Source organism: Roseospira visakhapatnamensis, assembly GCF_014197915.1.
Classification (GTDB): Bacteria; Pseudomonadota; Alphaproteobacteria; order Rhodospirillales; family Rhodospirillaceae; genus Rhodospira; species Rhodospira visakhapatnamensis.
Genome location: NZ_JACIGK010000018.1, coordinates 17,157 through 33,003 on the forward strand (window position 1 = coordinate 17,157; position 15,847 = coordinate 33,003).

The window sequence follows — 15,847 nt, forward strand, 5'->3', positions numbered from 1 at the left end:
AAGAAACGCCCGCCCGATCCGTCAGGGATCGGGCGGGCGTTTCTGACGACTGTAGCCACACACACCACACACACGGTGTCGGGCATGCGCGGCTGATCCTGGCGTGAACCAGAGGGGGGCGGACCCCACCCCCCTTCCGTCCAGACAAAGCCCTACAGGCGGGCCTTGGCGGCCGCGACCATGGCCTCGGCGGTGATGCCGAAGTGCTGGTAGAGCTGAGGCGCGGGGGCCGAGGCCCCGAAGCCGTCCATGCCGACGAAAGCGCCGTTGTCGCCGATCCAGCGCTCCCAGCCCATGCCGCAGGCCGCTTCCACGGCCACCCGCACGGTGCCGGTGCCCAGCACGCTTTCCCGGTAGGTTTCGTCCTGCTTGGCGAACAGCTCCCAGCAGGGCATGGAAACGACGGCGGTGGGAATGCCCTCGCCCTGCAGGGTGTCGCGCGCGGTCATGGCCAGCATCACCTCCGACCCGGTGGCCATCAGGGTCACCCGGCGATCGCCGCCCTCGGCCTCGGCCAGCACATAGGCGCCCCGGGCGCTCGGCATGTCCTCGGTCGCGGCCTTGCGCAGCGTCGGCAGGCCCTGGCGGCTGAGGGCAAGCAGGCTGGGGCCGGTGTCGTTTTGCAGCGCCAGCGCCCAGCACTCGGCGGTCTCCACGGCGTCGGCCGGACGGAACACCGCGACGTTGGGCATGGCGCGCAGCGACGCCAGATGCTCGACGGGCTGGTGGGTCGGGCCATCCTCGCCCAGACCGATGGAGTCGTGGGTCAGCACGTGGATGACCCGCGTTCCCATCAGCGCCGCCAGACGGATCGCCGGCCGGCAGTAATCGGCGAACACCAGGAAGGTCCCGCCATAGGGAATGAACCCGCCATGCAGGGCCAAGCCGTTCATGGCCGCGCCCATGCCATGCTCGCGCACGCCGTAGTGGATGTAGTTGCCGGCATAGTCGCCCGGCTTCACCGGAGTCATGCCGCCGGCGCGGGTGTTGTTGGAGCCGGTCAGGTCGGCTGACCCGCCGATCATGGCCGGGTTGGCGGGCACCAGCGCCTCAAGCGCCTTCTGGGAGGCCACCCGGCTGGCGAGGGTCGGCGCGTCGGCGATCAGTCCGGCGATATGCGCCTTGAGGGCGGTGTCCCATCCCTCGGGCAGGTCGCCGGACAGCGTGGACAGGAAGGTCTCGCGCAGGGCCGCGTCGGCCCCCTCCAGGCGGTTCCGCCAGGCGGCATGCTCGTCCGCGCCCCGGGCACCGGCGGCCCGCCAGGCGGCCAGGGCACGCTCGGGCAGTTCGAACGGCCCATGGGTCCAGCCCAGGGCTTCTCGGGTGGCGGTCAGTTCGTCGTCGCCCAGCGGCGCGCCATGGGTGGCGGCGGTGCCCTGCTTGGTGGGCGCGCCAAAGCCGATCACGGTCTTGCAGGCGATCAGGGTCGGCCGGTCGGTCTCGCGCGCGGCGGCGATGGCGGCGGCGATGGCCTCCGGGTCATGGCCGTCCACGCGGCCGGTCTCCCAGCCGCTGGCCTCGAAGCGGGCCAGGTGATCGTCGGAGGTGGACAGGTCGGTGGCGCCGTCGATGGAAATGCTGTTGTCGTCCCACAGCACGATCAGCTTGCCCAGTTTCAGGTGCCCGGCCATGGAGATGGCCTCCTGGCTGATGCCCTCCATCAGGCAGCCGTCACCGGCGATCACATAGGTGTAGTGATCCACCAGGGTGTCGCCGTAACGGGCGGCGGCCATGCGCTCGCCAAGGGCCATGCCGACGGAGGTGGCGATGCCCTGCCCCAGCGGTCCCGTGGTCACCTCGATGCCCGGGGCATGGCCGTACTCGGGATGGCCGGCGGTCTTGCTGCCAAGCTGCCGGAAATTGCGCAGGTCGTCCATGTCCATGCCGGGCATGCCCGTCAGGTAGGACAGGGCATAGATCAGCATGGACCCGTGGCCGGCGGAGAGCACGAAGCGGTCGCGATCGGGCCAGGCCGGGTCGGCGGCGTCGAACTTCAGGAACCGCGTGTACAGCACGGTGGCCACGTCGGCCATGCCCATGGGCATGCCGGGGTGCCCCGACTTGGCGGCCTGAACCGCGTCGGCGGCCAGGAAGCGGATGCAGTTGGCCATCTCGGTATGAGGGGCGATGGTGGCGGCGGCCGCGGGCGTGCTCTGGTGGGTCATGGGTGTATCCTCGTTCTGCGCGGGAGCCTTCCCGGGGCGCCCCGCCTCCTCAATCTGGTCCAAGACATCCTGGGGCGGGTCCGACCAGGTGGCGGATCCCGTCCCCGGTGGGAGTAGACCTAAATCGCGTGAATGCCCAGCGCGGCCTTCACCATGTGATAGGCGATCAGAAGCTGGGTGAGGGCCAGGGGATGGCTCACCACCTGATTGTTGTTGGCGTCCGTGAATTCGCCCACATTGGCGCGCAAGTGGCTGGCCTCGGGAATGAGGTCCCACAGCAGGTTTTCCAGCGCCTTGGCCCGCTGGTCGGTGATGGACCCGGTGATCCCCAGGACGTCGACGGGCTTGCCGTCGTGGTCACGGGCCAGATCCAGGCTCAACTCGTTCTTGGCGCCGGCATCCACCAGCGGCGCCAGGTTGGGATGCGGCAGCGTCGGCCGCAGAATGTGGCGCACATCCAGACGGGCTCCGCTTTCCGCCGACTGGCCCTCGGGCCGCTTGAACTGGATGACGATGTCGGCGAACACCCGCTGCGGGTGGATGAAGGCCGGGCTGTCCTCCCGGCGCTTCTCCAGCGAGGCCAGGACCTGGTCGCGGGTGTAGCCGCGCTTGGCGGTGTCGCGCTGGATCTTCCATTCGACACGCAGGTCCTGGTCCGGCTCCAGGTAGATCTTGACGTCGTAGCAATCGCGCATGGCCCGGGTGGTGTAGCCCAAAAGGCCCTCGACGATGATGTAGGGCTTGGGCAACACGTACTGGGGCTGCACCAGATCGCCGACCTCGTGACTGTAGACCGGCTTGAGGATCGGCTTGCCCTGCCGCAGCAGGCCCAGGTGCTGTTCCAGGATGTCCAGGTAGTTGGACCTGGGGTCCAGCGCCGACAGGCCGTTTTCGGCCCGCTGGGCGCGGGAGAAGCGGTGGTAGTCGTCGGTGCAGATGGTGGCCACGCGATCCTCGCCCAGGATACGCGCCACGCCCGTCGCCAGGGTGGTCTTACCGCTGGCCGAATCACCGACCACGCCGAGGATGATAGGGCGATCAAAGCGCTTCAGGGGCATGACGGAAAGGTCCTTCCAAGTGCCGTGATGGTCCAAGTCGGTGGTCGTGCCATGATCCGAGCCAGGCACGCGGGGGGCGGGGGCCGGGTCAGCCCTGGTTGCCATGACCCAGGGGGCGCCAGTTGACCAGCGTCTGCCGTTCGCCGCTGTCCCCGGAGACCATCAGCGTCTCCAGGCGCTCGTGGGTGCTGGTGCGCTGCACGCCGCCCACCAGCAGGCCCGAGGTGATTCCGGTGGCACAGAAGAAGACCTTCTGGGATTTGATCATCTGATCCATTGCGTACCAGCGCTCGGTGTTGAGTCCCGCTTTTTGCACCGCGATCTGCTCGGTGGGCAACTGCGGATCCAGTCGGCCCATGAACTCACCGCCCAGCGCGCGCACGGCGCAGGCGGACATGATGCCCTCGGGCGTACCGCCAGTGCCCATCAGGCAGTCGATGCCCGACTCAGGAATGGCGGCCATCAACGCGCCGGCCACGTCGCCCGCCGGGTACAGGGCGACGCGCGCGCCGGCTTGGTGGATCCGCTCCACCAGACCCCGGTGGCGCGGCTTCTCCAGAACGTAGACGGTCAACTCGCCGATCGGCTTGTCGAGGACCTGGGCAAGCGCCGTCAGGCGCCGTTCCACCGACCAGGTGGGGTCGATCTTGCCCCGGGCGGCCGGCGGCACGACCAGTTTTTCCATATAGAACGCCGGCCCCGGATCCATCATGGTGCCGCGCGGCGCGACCGCGATCACCGCCAGGGCGTTGGTCATGCCGTTGGCCAGATAGGAGGTGCCCTCCACGGGATCCACGGCGATGTCCAGTTGCATGTCGTCCGGGGCTTGGCCCAGCCGCTCGCCGCTATACAGGGCCGGCGCCTCGTCCTTCTCGCCCTCGCCGATGACCACCACGCCGTCGATGGCCAGTTGGTTGAGCTGGGCGCGCATGGCGTCCACGGCGGCACCGTCGCCATCCTCCTTGCGGCCGCGGCCGATCCAGTCATAGGCGGCGCTCGCGGCCGCCTCGGTGACACTACGCAGGGCGTACAGGAACAGGGGCGCGCTGCCCCCGGTCATGCTCATCATGGCCGGTCATCTCCTCCCGGTGTTGCCTCTTGGACCCGGTTCGTTCGATGTCCAGGACGGTACCGGTCCGGCCATGACCCTGAAACGCCCGCCGGAGGGGGACCATAATCTCTTTGGGGGGATTCAGCCCCACCCGAACGGGTAGGGTCTGTCATCGGCGGCGCGCGGGATTGGCCTGGGCCGACGGCGGAGTCACCCGTGCCCTAGGACTCGGCCAGGAACGCGGCCACCGCCCCGGCCCGATTGGAGACGTCGAGCTTGCCGAAGACGTTCTTCAGATGGAACTTGACGGTATGCACCGAGATGCCGAAATGCCGCGCGATGTCGGCGTTGGACTGGCCCTCCGCCAGGCAGGCCAGCAACTCGCGCTCCCGGGCGGTCAGGGCGTCCAGGGGCGAGGCCGGGCGCGCCTGCTGCATGCGGGCCACGTCGGTGTAGGGGAAGGTCATGTGTCCGCGCGCCACCGTGTCGATGGCCGCCAGCAGCCTTTCGGGACTCTCGGACTTGCAGCAGAAGCCCGCGCCCCCCAGGTCCATGACGCGGCGCGGGATGGCCGGGTCGGGATCGCCGGTGTACACCAGCACGCGCGGCGCGTCCGTCCGCTCCTGCAACGCCTTCAGCACCGCCGCGCCATCCATGTACGGCATGACCCAACCGATCACCCCCACCCGAAAGGTCAGCTTGTCCAGCGCCCGCATGAACAACTCGCCATCCTCGGCCGTCCCCAGGAGGTTGAACCGGGAGTCATGGCCGAGCAAGGTTTTCATGGCCATGCGGACAAGCGGGCTCTTGTCGGCCACGAAGACATCGATCAGCGGGCGCGCACGCGTTTCCATGCTGGTCGGTTCACTCCCCCAATGGCCGTTCGGCGCCGGTCGCGGATGGCGTCGCGTGTGACGGCCCGATGACCGCAGGGTACGGTCAGCCCGGTCGTTCCGCCAAGATCAATGTCAACCGCATGGAGAAAGCCTCCCCATGAAATATCTGCACACCATGGTCCGGGTCACCGATCTGGATGCCGCCTTGGCGTTCTATGTGGACGCCCTGGGCCTGCGCGAGACCCGCCGCACGGAGTCCCCGCAAGGCCGGTTCACCCTCATCTACCTGGGCGCCGACGAGAACCCCGAGGCCGAGATCGAATTGACCCACAACTGGGATCCGGAGGAGCTGTCGGGCGGCCGCGCGTTCGGCCACCTGGCGTTCCGGGTGGATGACATCTACGCCGCTTGCCAGCGCTTCGTGGACAAGAGAGTGACCATCAACCGCCCGCCCCGCGACGGCCATATGGCCTTCGTGCGCTCGCCCGAGGGCATTTCCATCGAGCTGTTGCAGGCGGGTGATCCCCTGCCCCCGGCCGAACCCTGGGCCTCGATGCCCAACACGGGCACCTGGTAGGCGCCCGGATGTCCCATTCCCGGTCGCGGTGTCCCCGGGCTCACCGGGCCGCGACCTTGAACGGACGGTCGAAGAGGTCACGCCCGCGACAAGAGAGTCGAGGGTCCCGATCGCGATCCGGCGGCGCGCGTCCGCGTCCGGGACGATCCACAGGACCCCCATCGGCTGGTCGGAAACTCAAGGACCGGAGAAAATATCGGGGAACCTCGGGCCGGATCCCGTGTTCGGCGGACGACTCAGAACGACAGCCGCAGACCGATGGACATGCCGTGGTTGGTCGCCTCGCCGGCATCGCCGCCGACTCCGGTGCCGCCGAGTCCCATCCGCGCGCCGAGCCCCGGATCCAGTGGGCCGGTGGTCTCCTGGCCGATATAGCGATAGGCGAAGTCCAGCGTAATCCCGCTGCTCACCGCGTAGTTGGACCCCAGGGTCGCCCCCCAGGTCATGCCATGGGCGGTGGTCTGCTCCGTCACGGGCAGGCCGATCCGGGCGGGGGACTCGCCACCCGCGACCGCATGCACGCCCCCCACGGACACGTCGGCGCCCAGGAAGGGCCGCACGCCCCCAAGCTCAAGCCCCATGAGCGCATTGACGTCCAACAAGGCGGAGAGGCTGCCGCTGAGCCGCTGACCAAAACCCGCCGGCGCCATGGACGCCGCGCTCTCCGGTCCCACCCCCAGGGGTGACGACCAGGTCAGGCCACCATCCCCACCAATGCCGATGGCCTCCAGACCCAGGCCGGCGCCGAGGTGAAGCCAGCCCTCATGTCCATAGTGGACGCCGAGTCCCAGCATGCCGGGCTCGCGGTCCAGACCCCCGCCCCGGCTGAGACAGGCGCTCAGTGGCCGCTCGGCCGCGCCCAGTCCAAGACAGGGCGCGGCAAACCCGGCCGCCCCACCCGTGGTTCCGTCCAGCGGCGAGACAAAAGTCAGGCCGCGCCCGATCCCCGGCCCCTCGCCCGCCAGCGCCGGTTCCGGCACGCCCGCGCCGACGGCGAGTCCGTCCGCCGCCCAGGCCGGAGCCAGGTCGAGGACGCCCACGACCGCCAGACATCCGGCCAGGACAAGGCCTGGCCCGACGCCCGCGCGCGCCGCCGAGACAGCCGTCGCAACTTTGGAACGAGATACCATGGAACGACCCTCTCGGCCGCCCCCATCGAAAGGCGGCCCTCGGCGGCAGTCTAGCACCATCCCGATGGTATCGTGATGCGGTTAACGAAACCCTGAGGAGACCGCAGCGACGGGCAGCGCCCGGGCACACCGGCCCTTGCCCGGGCACCATGGGATCGGTCATCGTGGTCGCCCAACAGGCCCCGGTCCAGGCACCGTCTCATCATGTCGTCTCCGTTCGCCTCTCCCGACCCTCTGGATGATCTGGCGGTACTGCGCTGGTACGACGTCGCCGGCGTGGACGAGTGCACGGGCGAGGCCCCGGTGGATCGTTTCGCCGCCGACGCCCAGCGGCGCGCCGAGCGGCAGGCCGCGTCGTCCCGCCCTCGGCAGCCCCCGGAGTCGGTGCCCGCCGAACGCGGGCGGGATCGACGCCCGGTCACGGCTCCCGCGTCTCCGCCGGAACGGCCCCCGTCGCACGGCGCGGTCGATAGCCAGGGCGGCGGGGCGGCGGCGCTGGCCTCCCGGGCCGCGTCGCTGGACGACCTGCGCGCGGCGCTGGAGGCGTTCGACGGCTGCCCGCTGAAAATCACGGCCACCAACACGGTGTTCGGCGACGGCGCCCCGGACGCCGCGCTGATGGTGGTCGGTGAGGCTCCGGGCGCGGAAGAGGACCGGCAGGGGCGGCCCTTCTGCGGTGTCAGCGGCCGGTTGCTCGACGACATGCTGGCGTCCATCGGCTTCGACCGCACCACCGCCTACATCACCAACGTCGTGCCCTGGCGCCCCCCCGGCAACCGCAAGCCGACGCCCGCCGAGGTCTCGGTCTGCCTGCCGTTCATCGAACGCCATGTGGCCCTGGTGGCGCCCCAGGTGCTGTTGCTGGTGGGCGGCCTCGCCGCCTCCAGCCTGTTGGGCACCACCCAGGGGATCACCCGCCTGCGGGGACGCTGGGAGACGCGACAGGTGGGACAGCACGCCATCGCCGCCATGCCGACGTTCCATCCCGCCTATCTGCTGCGCAACCCCGAGGCCAAGCGGCTGTCGTGGCGCGACCTGCTGGCGGTGCAGGAGCGGCTGACCGGTCTTGCCGGCGCAACAAGCGGTCGGGAATGACCGGGCGTCACAGGATGAACTTCGACAGATCCCCGGACTTGGCCAGCGGCGAGACCCGCTCGGTCACCAGATCGGCGTCGACGACGATGGTCTCGCCACCGCGGTCGGAGGCGGTGAAGGAAATCTCCTCCAGCAGCCGTTCCAGCACCGTGTGCAACCGCCGGGCACCAATGTTCTCGACGTTCGCGTTGATCTCGGCGGCCAGATCGGCGACGGCGTCGATGGCCTCGTCGGTGAACTCCAGGGTCACCCCCTCGGTGCCCATCAGCGCCTTGTACTGCTTGATCAGGCTGGCCTCCGGCTCGGTCAGAATGCGCACGAAGTCGCTGCGGTCCAGGGCCTTCAACTCGACGCGAATGGGCAGGCGACCCTGCAACTCCGGCAGCAGGTCCGAGGGCTTGGACAGGTGGAACGCCCCCGAGGCGATGAACAGCACGTGATCGGTGCGCACGGCGCCGTACTTGGTGGACACGGACGTGCCCTCGATCAGAGGCAGCAGGTCGCGCTGCACGCCCTCGCGGGAGACATCGGCGCTGCCCCGGGACTCGCTGCGCCCGGCGATCTTGTCCAGTTCGTCCAGGAAGACGATGCCGTCGTTCTCGACCGAGGCGATCGCTTCCTTCACCACCTGGTCCTCGTCCAGGAGGTTGTCGGCCTCCTCGCGCACCAGAACCTCGTAGCTGTCCTCGACCGTCATGCGGCGCCGCTTGGTGCGCCCGCCGAGCGCCTTCCCGAAGATATCGCCCAGGTTCAGCATGCCCATCTGCTGGCCCGGCATGCCCGGGATATCGAGCGTCGGCATGGACATGCCGCCGGTGTCGCGCACGTCGATGTCCACTTCCTTGTCGGCCAGCCGGCCCTCGCGCAGCATCTTGCGGAAGTTCTGGCGCGTGCCGTCCTTGGCCGTCGATCCCACCAGCGCATCGAGCACGCGATCCTCGGCGGCAACCTCGGCCTTCGAATGCACACGCTTGCGCAGGCGCTCCCGGGTGTCGGCGATGGCGATCTCCACCAGGTCGCGGATGATGCTCTCGACATCGCGGCCCACGTAGCCCACCTCGGTGAACTTGGTGGCCTCCACCTTCATGAACGGCGCCTCGGCCAGGCGCGCGAGGCGGCGGGAGATCTCGGTCTTGCCGACACCGGTGGGGCCGATCATCAGGATGTTCTTGGGAAGCACCTCCTCGCGCAGCCCCTCGGGCAACTGGCGGCGGCGCCAGCGGTTGCGCAGGGCGATGGCCACCGAGCGCTTGGCCTCGGCCTGGCCGACGATGTAGCGGTCGAGTTCAGAGACGATCTCGCGGGGACTGAAGGCAGACATGGCGGTTTCCGAAGCAGCGGACGAACAGGGCGGCGGGACGACGAAGGCGCGGCCTTCGGGTCGGTGTCGGATCACTGTGTGCGGGACCCGTGCGGGATGGGACGGGACGGCGCCGCTCAGGCGCCCGCGTCGAGGGTTTCGACGACCACCGCGTGGTTGGTGTAGACGCAGATGTCGGCGGCGATGGCCATGGCCTTGCGGGCGATGGCCTCGGCATCCATGTCGTCCCGGTCGGCCAGCGCGCGGGCGGCGGCCAGGGCGAAGGACCCGCCCGACCCGATGGCGATCATGCCGTCCTCCGGCTCCAGGACATCACCGTTGCCGGTCAACACCAGGGACACGTCCTTGTCCACGACGGCCATCATGGCTTCCAGGCGGCGCAGGTAGCGATCGGTGCGCCAGTCCTTGGCCATCTCCACGCAGGCGCGGGTCAGTTGGCCCGGGTACTTTTCCAGTTGCCCCTCCAGACGCTCGAACAGCGCGAAGGCATCCGCCGTGGCTCCCGCGAAGCCCGCCAGCACCGAGCCGCCGGACAGCGTGCGGACCTTGCGGGCGTTGGACTTCATCACCGTCTGGCCGAAACTGACCTGGCCGTCCCCGGCCACCACCACGGTTCCGTTCTTGCGCACGGACAGGATGGTGGTGCCATGCCATTGTATCGGATCATGGGGGGTCGAGCCGGTCATCGCGGAGCCTCTTGGGTCTGGGTCGGGGTGATACGGGCCGAAGACCACAAGACATGGGGGGCAATCCCGCCCCGGGTCAAGAGACGATCGACCGGCGCCGGACGCGCGCGGGCGGCCGGGGTCAGGCCGGTCCCGCGCCTGTCGCCGCCGCCCCGAGCCTCGGCGCGGCCAGCCCATCCAGGACGATACCCCAGAGTCGAATGTCCGTATCGAGTGTGAATTTGCCCCTGGCGCACGCGAGAACGCGTGATGCTCAGGGCATGATCAGGCCGAGCGCGATGGCCCGGCTGACGGCGTGAGTGCGGTTGGTGGCGCTCAGCTTGCGACCGGCGTTGGCCAGGTGAAAATTCACCGCCGAGATGGAAATGCCCATGTGCTGCCCCAGTTCCCGGGTGGTCAGGCCCCGCGCGCTCAGGGTCAGCACCTCGCCCTCGCGGTTGGTCAGGCTGGGGGGCGCGGTGTCGGTATCGCTGTCCGCCAGGCGCAGCAGGCGGTCATGGGCATGGCTCGCGGCCAGGACCAGGCAGGCGCCGTCCGCCCGCAGCACCGCCCGAAAGGCCGCCGCGTCCTTGCGCGACAGCAGCAGGAGGCCGGTCGGCCCGCGTCTCGACACCGACCCGCTCCGAGGCAGGGGCAACACCAGGGCCGCCCGGAATCCGTGCTCGGCCAGGATCCGGTCGAGGCCCGGAGATCCGATGACCGGCGCCGAGGCGGCCGGCCTCAGATCGACCAGATCCGGCCGTCGCCGGACCAGCAATGGCCCCAGGCTCTCGCCAATGCCCCCGGCGTCCGCGTTCGCGCACCACCGCGCCGCCGCCCCGTCCAGCGAGTCCAGAATCCGGATCGTTGCGGACCCGTTGCACAGGCGCGTCGGCGCCGCGGCATGAACCACGCCGTCCACGTGACGGTCGGCGAAGAAGGCGACCACCCCGGTCCACAGCCCTTCCAATGTGTCCGCCGACTCCAATTCATCCAGAAAGGAGTCCAGCCCCTCGTCGCACAACATTGATGACTCCAGGAAAGGTCTCCACTCGGGCCGCCCGGCGCCGCCCGCGCTTCGATCCCGAAGAAAAACGACCACCGTGCGACGCAGCCCGCGAACGCATGGCGTTTGTCGTTAAATTTATCCTTTCCTGAAATGTCGATACAACTCGTCCGAAAGTCATACTCCTGAATGACACGCAATGCCCCCTATTCTCCGGCCGTCTCCCTGCGAAAAAGCGACTCCGGCGCGGGCACCCCTGCAAAAAGGTCTAGGGCCACGGACCCGGGCGCAGTGGCACGCATGCTCACACCCGACCATGACGAGTCGCGCGTGTGCCTTGAAAACGGGAGCAAAACAAGGATCGGTGCCCGGGCGCGCCACGGCGGCGGCAACCATCTGGCGCGACGCAAAAACCGCGCGCGGACCGTCGATATCCCGGTCTGATCGACGGCGTCAGGCGTCGGCTACCTGAACGAGTCCCTCGACCTCCACCGGCACGCCCAGAGGCAACGAGGCGCACCCCACGGCCGCGCGGGCATGACGGCCGGCGTCGCCGAACACCTCGACCATCAGATCGGAGGCCCCGTTGGCCACCTTGGCATGGTCGGTGAAGGTGGCGGTGGCGGCCACGAACACCCCCAGCCGGACCACGCGCGCGACCCGGTCCAGGTCGCCATCGCAAGCGGCGCGGATCTGCGCCACCAGATTGATGGCGCATTGCCGGGCGGCCGCCTGCCCCTGCTCCACCGTCAGCCCGTCGCCCAGAAGGCCGGTGAAGGCCGGCGCGCCGTCGACCACCGGGATCTGACCGGACACGACAACCAAAGCACCCGTCCGCACGAACGGCACGTAGTTGGCCACCGGCGCCGCCGCGTCGGGCAGGGTCACGCCCAGGTCGGCCAGCCGCGCCTCGATCCGTCCGGACATCATTTTCCTCCCCGCGTGCGCATCCCGTGTGCTAGGTGGTGCCGGCGTGAGCCGGGCCGCCGACGGCCCGCATGGTTCGATCTACAGTCTTGGGGATGCGTCCATCGTGAGCAAGCTCTCTCTGCCCAAGGACCGGATCAAGGTCCTTCTCCTGGAGAACGTGCACGCCAACGCGGTGTCGTTCCTGCGCCGGCAGGGCTACACGACCATCGACGCCCGGGGCGCGGCGCTGTCGGGGGATGACCTGAAGGCGGCGATCGCCGACGTCCACATGCTGGGCATCCGCTCGCGCACCCAGGTCACGGCCGAGGTGCTGGCGGCGGCGGACAAGCTGATGGCCATCGGCTGCTTTTCCATCGGCACCGACCAGGTGGACCTGGACGCCGCCCGCCACCGGGGCATCCCGGTGTTCAACGCGCCGTACTCCAACACCCGCTCGGTGGCCGAACTGGTGCTGGCCGAGATCATCTGCCTGCTGCGTGGCCTGATGGAGAAGTCCTGGGCCGCGCACGAGGGCGCCTGGATGAAAACCGCCGACGGCAGCCACGAGGCGCGCGGCAAGACCCTGGGCATCGTCGGCTACGGCCACATCGGCTCGCAGCTCTCGGTGCTGGCCGAGGCGTTGGGCATGCGGGTGATCTATCACGACATCGTCGAGAAGCTGGCCATCGGCAACGCCAGCCCCGCCGGCGACCTGGACACGGTGCTTCGCGAGGCCGATGTGGTCAGCCTGCATGTGCCCTCCACGGCCGAGACCCGCGACATGATCGGCGCCCGCGAACTGGGGCTGATGAAGCCGGGGAGCCACCTGATCAACGCCGCGCGCGGCGAGGTGGTGGACATCGAGGCGCTGGCCCAGGCGCTGCGCGACGGCCATCTGGCGGGCGCCGCCGTGGACGTGTTCCCCAAGGAACCGGGCGGCGCCAACGAGGAGTTCCGGTCACCCCTGCGCGGCCTGCGCAGCGTCATCCTGAGCCCACACGTGGGCGGCTCGACCCTGGAGGCCCAGGCGAACATCGGCACCGAGGTCGCCGAGAAGCTGGTGAAGTACTCGGACAACGGCTCCACCGCCGGGGCCGTCAACTTCGTCGAGGTCACCCTGCCGCAGCAGGCCGATTGCAGCCGCTTCCTGCACATCCACCGCAACGAGCCGGGCGTGTTGTCGGCCATCAACGGCATCTTCACCGACCGGGGCATGAACATCGCCGGCGAGTACCTGCGCACGGATGGCGAGATCGGCTACGTCGTGGTGGACGTGGCCGCCGAGATCGAGGCCGGCATGGGCATCCGCAAGGCGCTGGCGGCCGTCCCGGGCACGATCCGCACCCGCTTCCTGATCTAGTGTTGATGTCCCGGGGCCGTTTCGCCGTCGTGGAGACGCCCCCACTTCTCGCTCGTGTTCGGAGCCCGCCCCCATGCTCGACGTCACCACCTGGCTGACCTTCGTCGCCGCCTCCACCCTGCTGGTGGTGGTGCCCGGCCCCACCGTCACCGTCATCATCGCCAACAGCCTGCGCACCGGGCCGACCTCCGGCCTGATGAACGTGGCCGGCACCCAGGCCGGCCTGTTGCTGATGGTGGGCGTGCTCGCCGCCGGGCTGAGCACCATCGTCGCCTCCGCCGGCCTGGTGTTCGAGGTCCTGCGCATCCTGGGCGCCGCCTACCTGATCTGGCTGGGAATCAAGATGTGGCGCTCCGACGGCCGCCTGGGGGACGCCGCCGCCGGCCCGGCGCGGTCCCGCACGCGCTACTTCTGGCAGGGTTTCCTGGTGATCTGGTCCAACCCCAAGGCGCTGGTGTTCTTCGGCGCCTTCATCCCGCAGTTCGTGACCCCGGGCGCCAACACGGCGCTTCAGGTGGTGCTGCTGGGCCTGACCTTCATGGCCATCGCGGCGGCGCTGGACGGCGCCTACGCGGTGGCGGCGGGCAAGACCGGGGCATTGCTGTCCCGGCGCAACATCCGCTGGCTGGAGCGTCTCTCGGGCAGCTTCCTCATCGGCGGCGGGATCTGGCTGGCGCTGACCCGACGGCCGGCCTGACGCGGTCGGCTTGCCGGTTTCGCGCGGCAAACGCCTTGATCACGCCCCATGCCGCCCGCACTATCTTGATCGGATGTACAGAATACCCGTGGGAGGAGTGCATACATGCGTGGTGGCGGCTCGACGACCCCGATGATCCGAGGGATGGCGCTGGCGGTGATGGCCGCCACCTGGATCGCGACCGGCCCGATCGCGCGCGCGGATCCCGAGCCCACCCACGCCATCGCCATGCACGGGGAGCCCAAGTACGGGCCGGACTTCGCGCATTTCGACTACGTGAATCCGGACGCGCCCAAGGGCGGGCATTTGCGGCTGGCCTGGGTGGGGGGCTTCGACAGCCTCAACCCCTTCATCATCAAGGGGCGCCCGCCCCTGGGGATCGGTCTGATGTACGATACCCTGATGACGGCCTCGGCCGACGAACCGTTCAGCCACTACGCCCTGGTCGCCGAAGGCATCGAGACTCCGGAGGACCGCTCCTGGGTCATCTTCCACCTGAATCCGAATGCCCGCTTCCACGACGACCACCCCATGACGGCCGAGGACGTGCTGTTCAGCCTGGATATCCTGCGCACGCAAGGGGCACCCCTCTATCGGGTCTACTACGCCGACGTCGATCAGGCCGAGGCGCTGGACGACCACACCGTCAAGTTCACCTTCTCCACCGACATGAACCGGGAACTACCCTTGGTCCTGGGCCAGTTGCCGGTGCTGCCGAAGCATGACTGGGACGGCCGGGACTTCACCGAGACCACCCTGGAACCGCCCCTGGGCAGCGGATCCTATCGCATCGCCGACTTCGAGGCCGGCCGCTTCATCCGCTACGAGCGGGTCAAGGACTACTGGGCCGCCGACCTGCCGACCCAGGTCGGCCTCTATAATTTCGACACCATCCAGTACGACTACTACCGGGACGCCACCGTCGCGGTGGAGGCCCTGAAGGCCGGCGAGTACGACTACCGCAAGGAGCACATCGCCAAGACCTGGGCCACGGCCTATCAGGGAGAGGATCTTGACGCGGGCCGGCTGATCAAGCGCGCGTTCGAAAACAACCAGGTGGCTCCGACCCAGGGCTTCGTCATGAACATGCGCCGGCCGCCGTTCAACGATCCGGCGGTGCGCGAGGCGGTGGCCTACGCCTTTGATTTCCAGTGGGCCAATCAGAACCTGTTCTACGGATCCTACGTCCGCACCCGCAGCAACTTCGACAACAGCGAGTTGGCCGCCACCGGCGTGCCGGAGGGCGCCGAACTGGCGCTGCTGGAGCCGTTCCGCGACCAGGTGCCGCCGCGTCTGTTCACCGAGGAGTACAATCCGCCGGACACCGAGGCCCCGGGCGAGATCCGCGCCAACCTGCGCAAGGGTCTCCAAATCCTGCGGGACGCCGGCTGGGCCCTCCAGGACGGCGTCATGACCCACGGCGAGACCGGCGCGCGCCTGGAGTTCGAGATCCTGTTGCGTCAGCCGTCCGTCGAGCGCCTCGCCCTGCCCTACGTCCAGAACCTGGAACGCCTGGGCGCCAAGGCCACCGTGCGGATCGTGGACACGGCGCAGTTCATGAACCGGGTCAACACCTTCGACTTCGAGATGGTGTCGGCGATCTGGCTCCAATCCGACAGCCCCGGCAACGAGCAGCGCGACTTCTGGAGCAGCGCAACCGCCACCGTGGAGGGCAGCCGCAACCTCGCCGGCGTGTCGAGCCCGGTGGTTGACGCCCTGATCGAGGAGGTCATCCGCGCCGACAGCCGCGAGGACCTGGTGACCGCCGTCCGCGCCCTGGACCGCGTGCTGCAGTGGACCTTCTATCTGGTCCCTCACTATCACGAGGAGGACGACCGGCTGGTGTTCTGGAACCGCTTCGGCATGCCGGAGAACACGGCGCCCAGCGGCCCCGCCATCCTGCGATGGTGGATCGACCCGGAGAAGGACGCCGCCCTGCGGGCGGCCGGCGTGCTGACCGATCGCTGAGCCAGATCC

The 15,847-nt window shown here is 69.1% G+C and carries 14 protein-coding genes; 5 read left to right on the top strand and 9 right to left on the bottom strand.

Annotated features, from left to right (window positions below; genetic code table 11):
- Window positions 1–152: 152 nt before the first annotated feature.
- The 4 genes from tkt to GGD89_RS12250 all read right to left on the bottom strand — a co-directional run bounded on the left by tkt (window position 153) and on the right by GGD89_RS12250 (window position 5,128).
- Window positions 153–2,165 carry a transketolase gene (tkt, locus tag GGD89_RS12235; RefSeq protein ID WP_184045637.1) on the bottom strand — a complete coding sequence of 671 codons (2,013 nt, stop codon included), beginning with the start codon at window positions 2,163–2,165 and terminating at the stop codon, window positions 153–155.
- Between the two features lie 119 nt (window positions 2,166–2,284).
- The gene (locus tag GGD89_RS12240; RefSeq protein WP_184045639.1) at window positions 2,285–3,223 is read right to left on the bottom strand and encodes a phosphoribulokinase; all 939 of its coding nucleotides are present in this window, start codon (window positions 3,221–3,223) and stop codon (window positions 2,285–2,287) included.
- An 88-nt stretch (window positions 3,224–3,311) separates the two neighbouring features.
- Entirely contained in the window at window positions 3,312–4,292 is a 981-nt protein-coding gene (gene glpX, locus GGD89_RS12245) for a class II fructose-bisphosphatase (protein WP_246423076.1), read from the bottom strand.
- Between the two features lie 203 nt (window positions 4,293–4,495).
- Window positions 4,496–5,128 carry a response regulator transcription factor gene (locus GGD89_RS12250; protein WP_184045641.1) on the bottom strand — a complete coding sequence of 211 codons (633 nt, stop codon included), beginning with the start codon at window positions 5,126–5,128 and terminating at the stop codon, window positions 4,496–4,498.
- A gap of 139 nt (window positions 5,129–5,267) precedes the next feature.
- On the opposite strand from GGD89_RS12250, the gene GGD89_RS12255 reads away from it, so the two are divergent.
- Window positions 5,268–5,687, top strand: a complete 420-nt coding sequence (locus GGD89_RS12255; RefSeq protein WP_184045643.1) for a VOC family protein — start codon at window positions 5,268–5,270, stop codon at window positions 5,685–5,687.
- Window positions 5,688–5,923: 236 nt separating this feature from the next.
- Here the strand turns inward: GGD89_RS12255 and GGD89_RS12260 are convergent, their stop codons facing one another.
- Window positions 5,924–6,727: a hypothetical protein gene (locus GGD89_RS12260; RefSeq protein WP_184045645.1), complete on the bottom strand. Its 804-nt coding sequence runs from the start codon at window positions 6,725–6,727 to the stop codon at window positions 5,924–5,926.
- A 294-nt stretch (window positions 6,728–7,021) separates the two neighbouring features.
- Between GGD89_RS12260 and GGD89_RS12265 the strand changes: the two genes are divergently transcribed.
- Window positions 7,022–7,912: a uracil-DNA glycosylase gene (locus tag GGD89_RS12265; RefSeq protein ID WP_184045647.1), complete on the top strand. Its 891-nt coding sequence runs from the start codon at window positions 7,022–7,024 to the stop codon at window positions 7,910–7,912.
- Between the two features lie 7 nt (window positions 7,913–7,919).
- Here the strand turns inward: GGD89_RS12265 and hslU are convergent, their stop codons facing one another.
- The 4 genes from hslU to GGD89_RS12285 form a co-directional block, all read right to left on the bottom strand.
- Window positions 7,920–9,233 carry an ATP-dependent protease ATPase subunit HslU gene (gene hslU / locus GGD89_RS12270; protein WP_184045649.1) on the bottom strand — a complete coding sequence of 438 codons (1,314 nt, stop codon included), beginning with the start codon at window positions 9,231–9,233 and terminating at the stop codon, window positions 7,920–7,922.
- A gap of 116 nt (window positions 9,234–9,349) precedes the next feature.
- The gene (hslV, locus tag GGD89_RS12275; protein ID WP_184045651.1) at window positions 9,350–9,919 is read right to left on the bottom strand and encodes an ATP-dependent protease subunit HslV; all 570 of its coding nucleotides are present in this window, start codon (window positions 9,917–9,919) and stop codon (window positions 9,350–9,352) included.
- 253 nt (window positions 9,920–10,172) lie between these two features.
- Window positions 10,173–10,925, bottom strand: a complete 753-nt coding sequence (locus tag GGD89_RS12280) for a helix-turn-helix transcriptional regulator (protein WP_184045653.1) — start codon at window positions 10,923–10,925, stop codon at window positions 10,173–10,175.
- Window positions 10,926–11,357: 432 nt separating this feature from the next.
- Window positions 11,358–11,831 carry a RidA family protein gene (locus GGD89_RS12285; RefSeq protein ID WP_184045655.1) on the bottom strand — a complete coding sequence of 158 codons (474 nt, stop codon included), beginning with the start codon at window positions 11,829–11,831 and terminating at the stop codon, window positions 11,358–11,360.
- Between the two features lie 106 nt (window positions 11,832–11,937).
- Between GGD89_RS12285 and serA the strand changes: the two genes are divergently transcribed.
- The 3 genes from serA (at window position 11,938) to GGD89_RS12300 (ending at window position 15,838) form a co-directional block, all read left to right on the top strand.
- On the top strand, window positions 11,938–13,173 hold the full coding sequence (gene serA / locus GGD89_RS12290) for a phosphoglycerate dehydrogenase (RefSeq protein ID WP_184045657.1): 1,236 nt from the start codon (window positions 11,938–11,940) through the stop codon (window positions 13,171–13,173).
- A gap of 73 nt (window positions 13,174–13,246) precedes the next feature.
- On the top strand, window positions 13,247–13,870 hold the full coding sequence (locus GGD89_RS12295; RefSeq protein WP_184045659.1) for a LysE family translocator: 624 nt from the start codon (window positions 13,247–13,249) through the stop codon (window positions 13,868–13,870).
- Between the two features lie 132 nt (window positions 13,871–14,002).
- Window positions 14,003–15,838 carry an extracellular solute-binding protein gene (locus tag GGD89_RS12300; RefSeq protein WP_184045661.1) on the top strand — a complete coding sequence of 612 codons (1,836 nt, stop codon included), beginning with the start codon at window positions 14,003–14,005 and terminating at the stop codon, window positions 15,836–15,838.
- Window positions 15,839–15,847 lie beyond the last annotated feature (9 nt).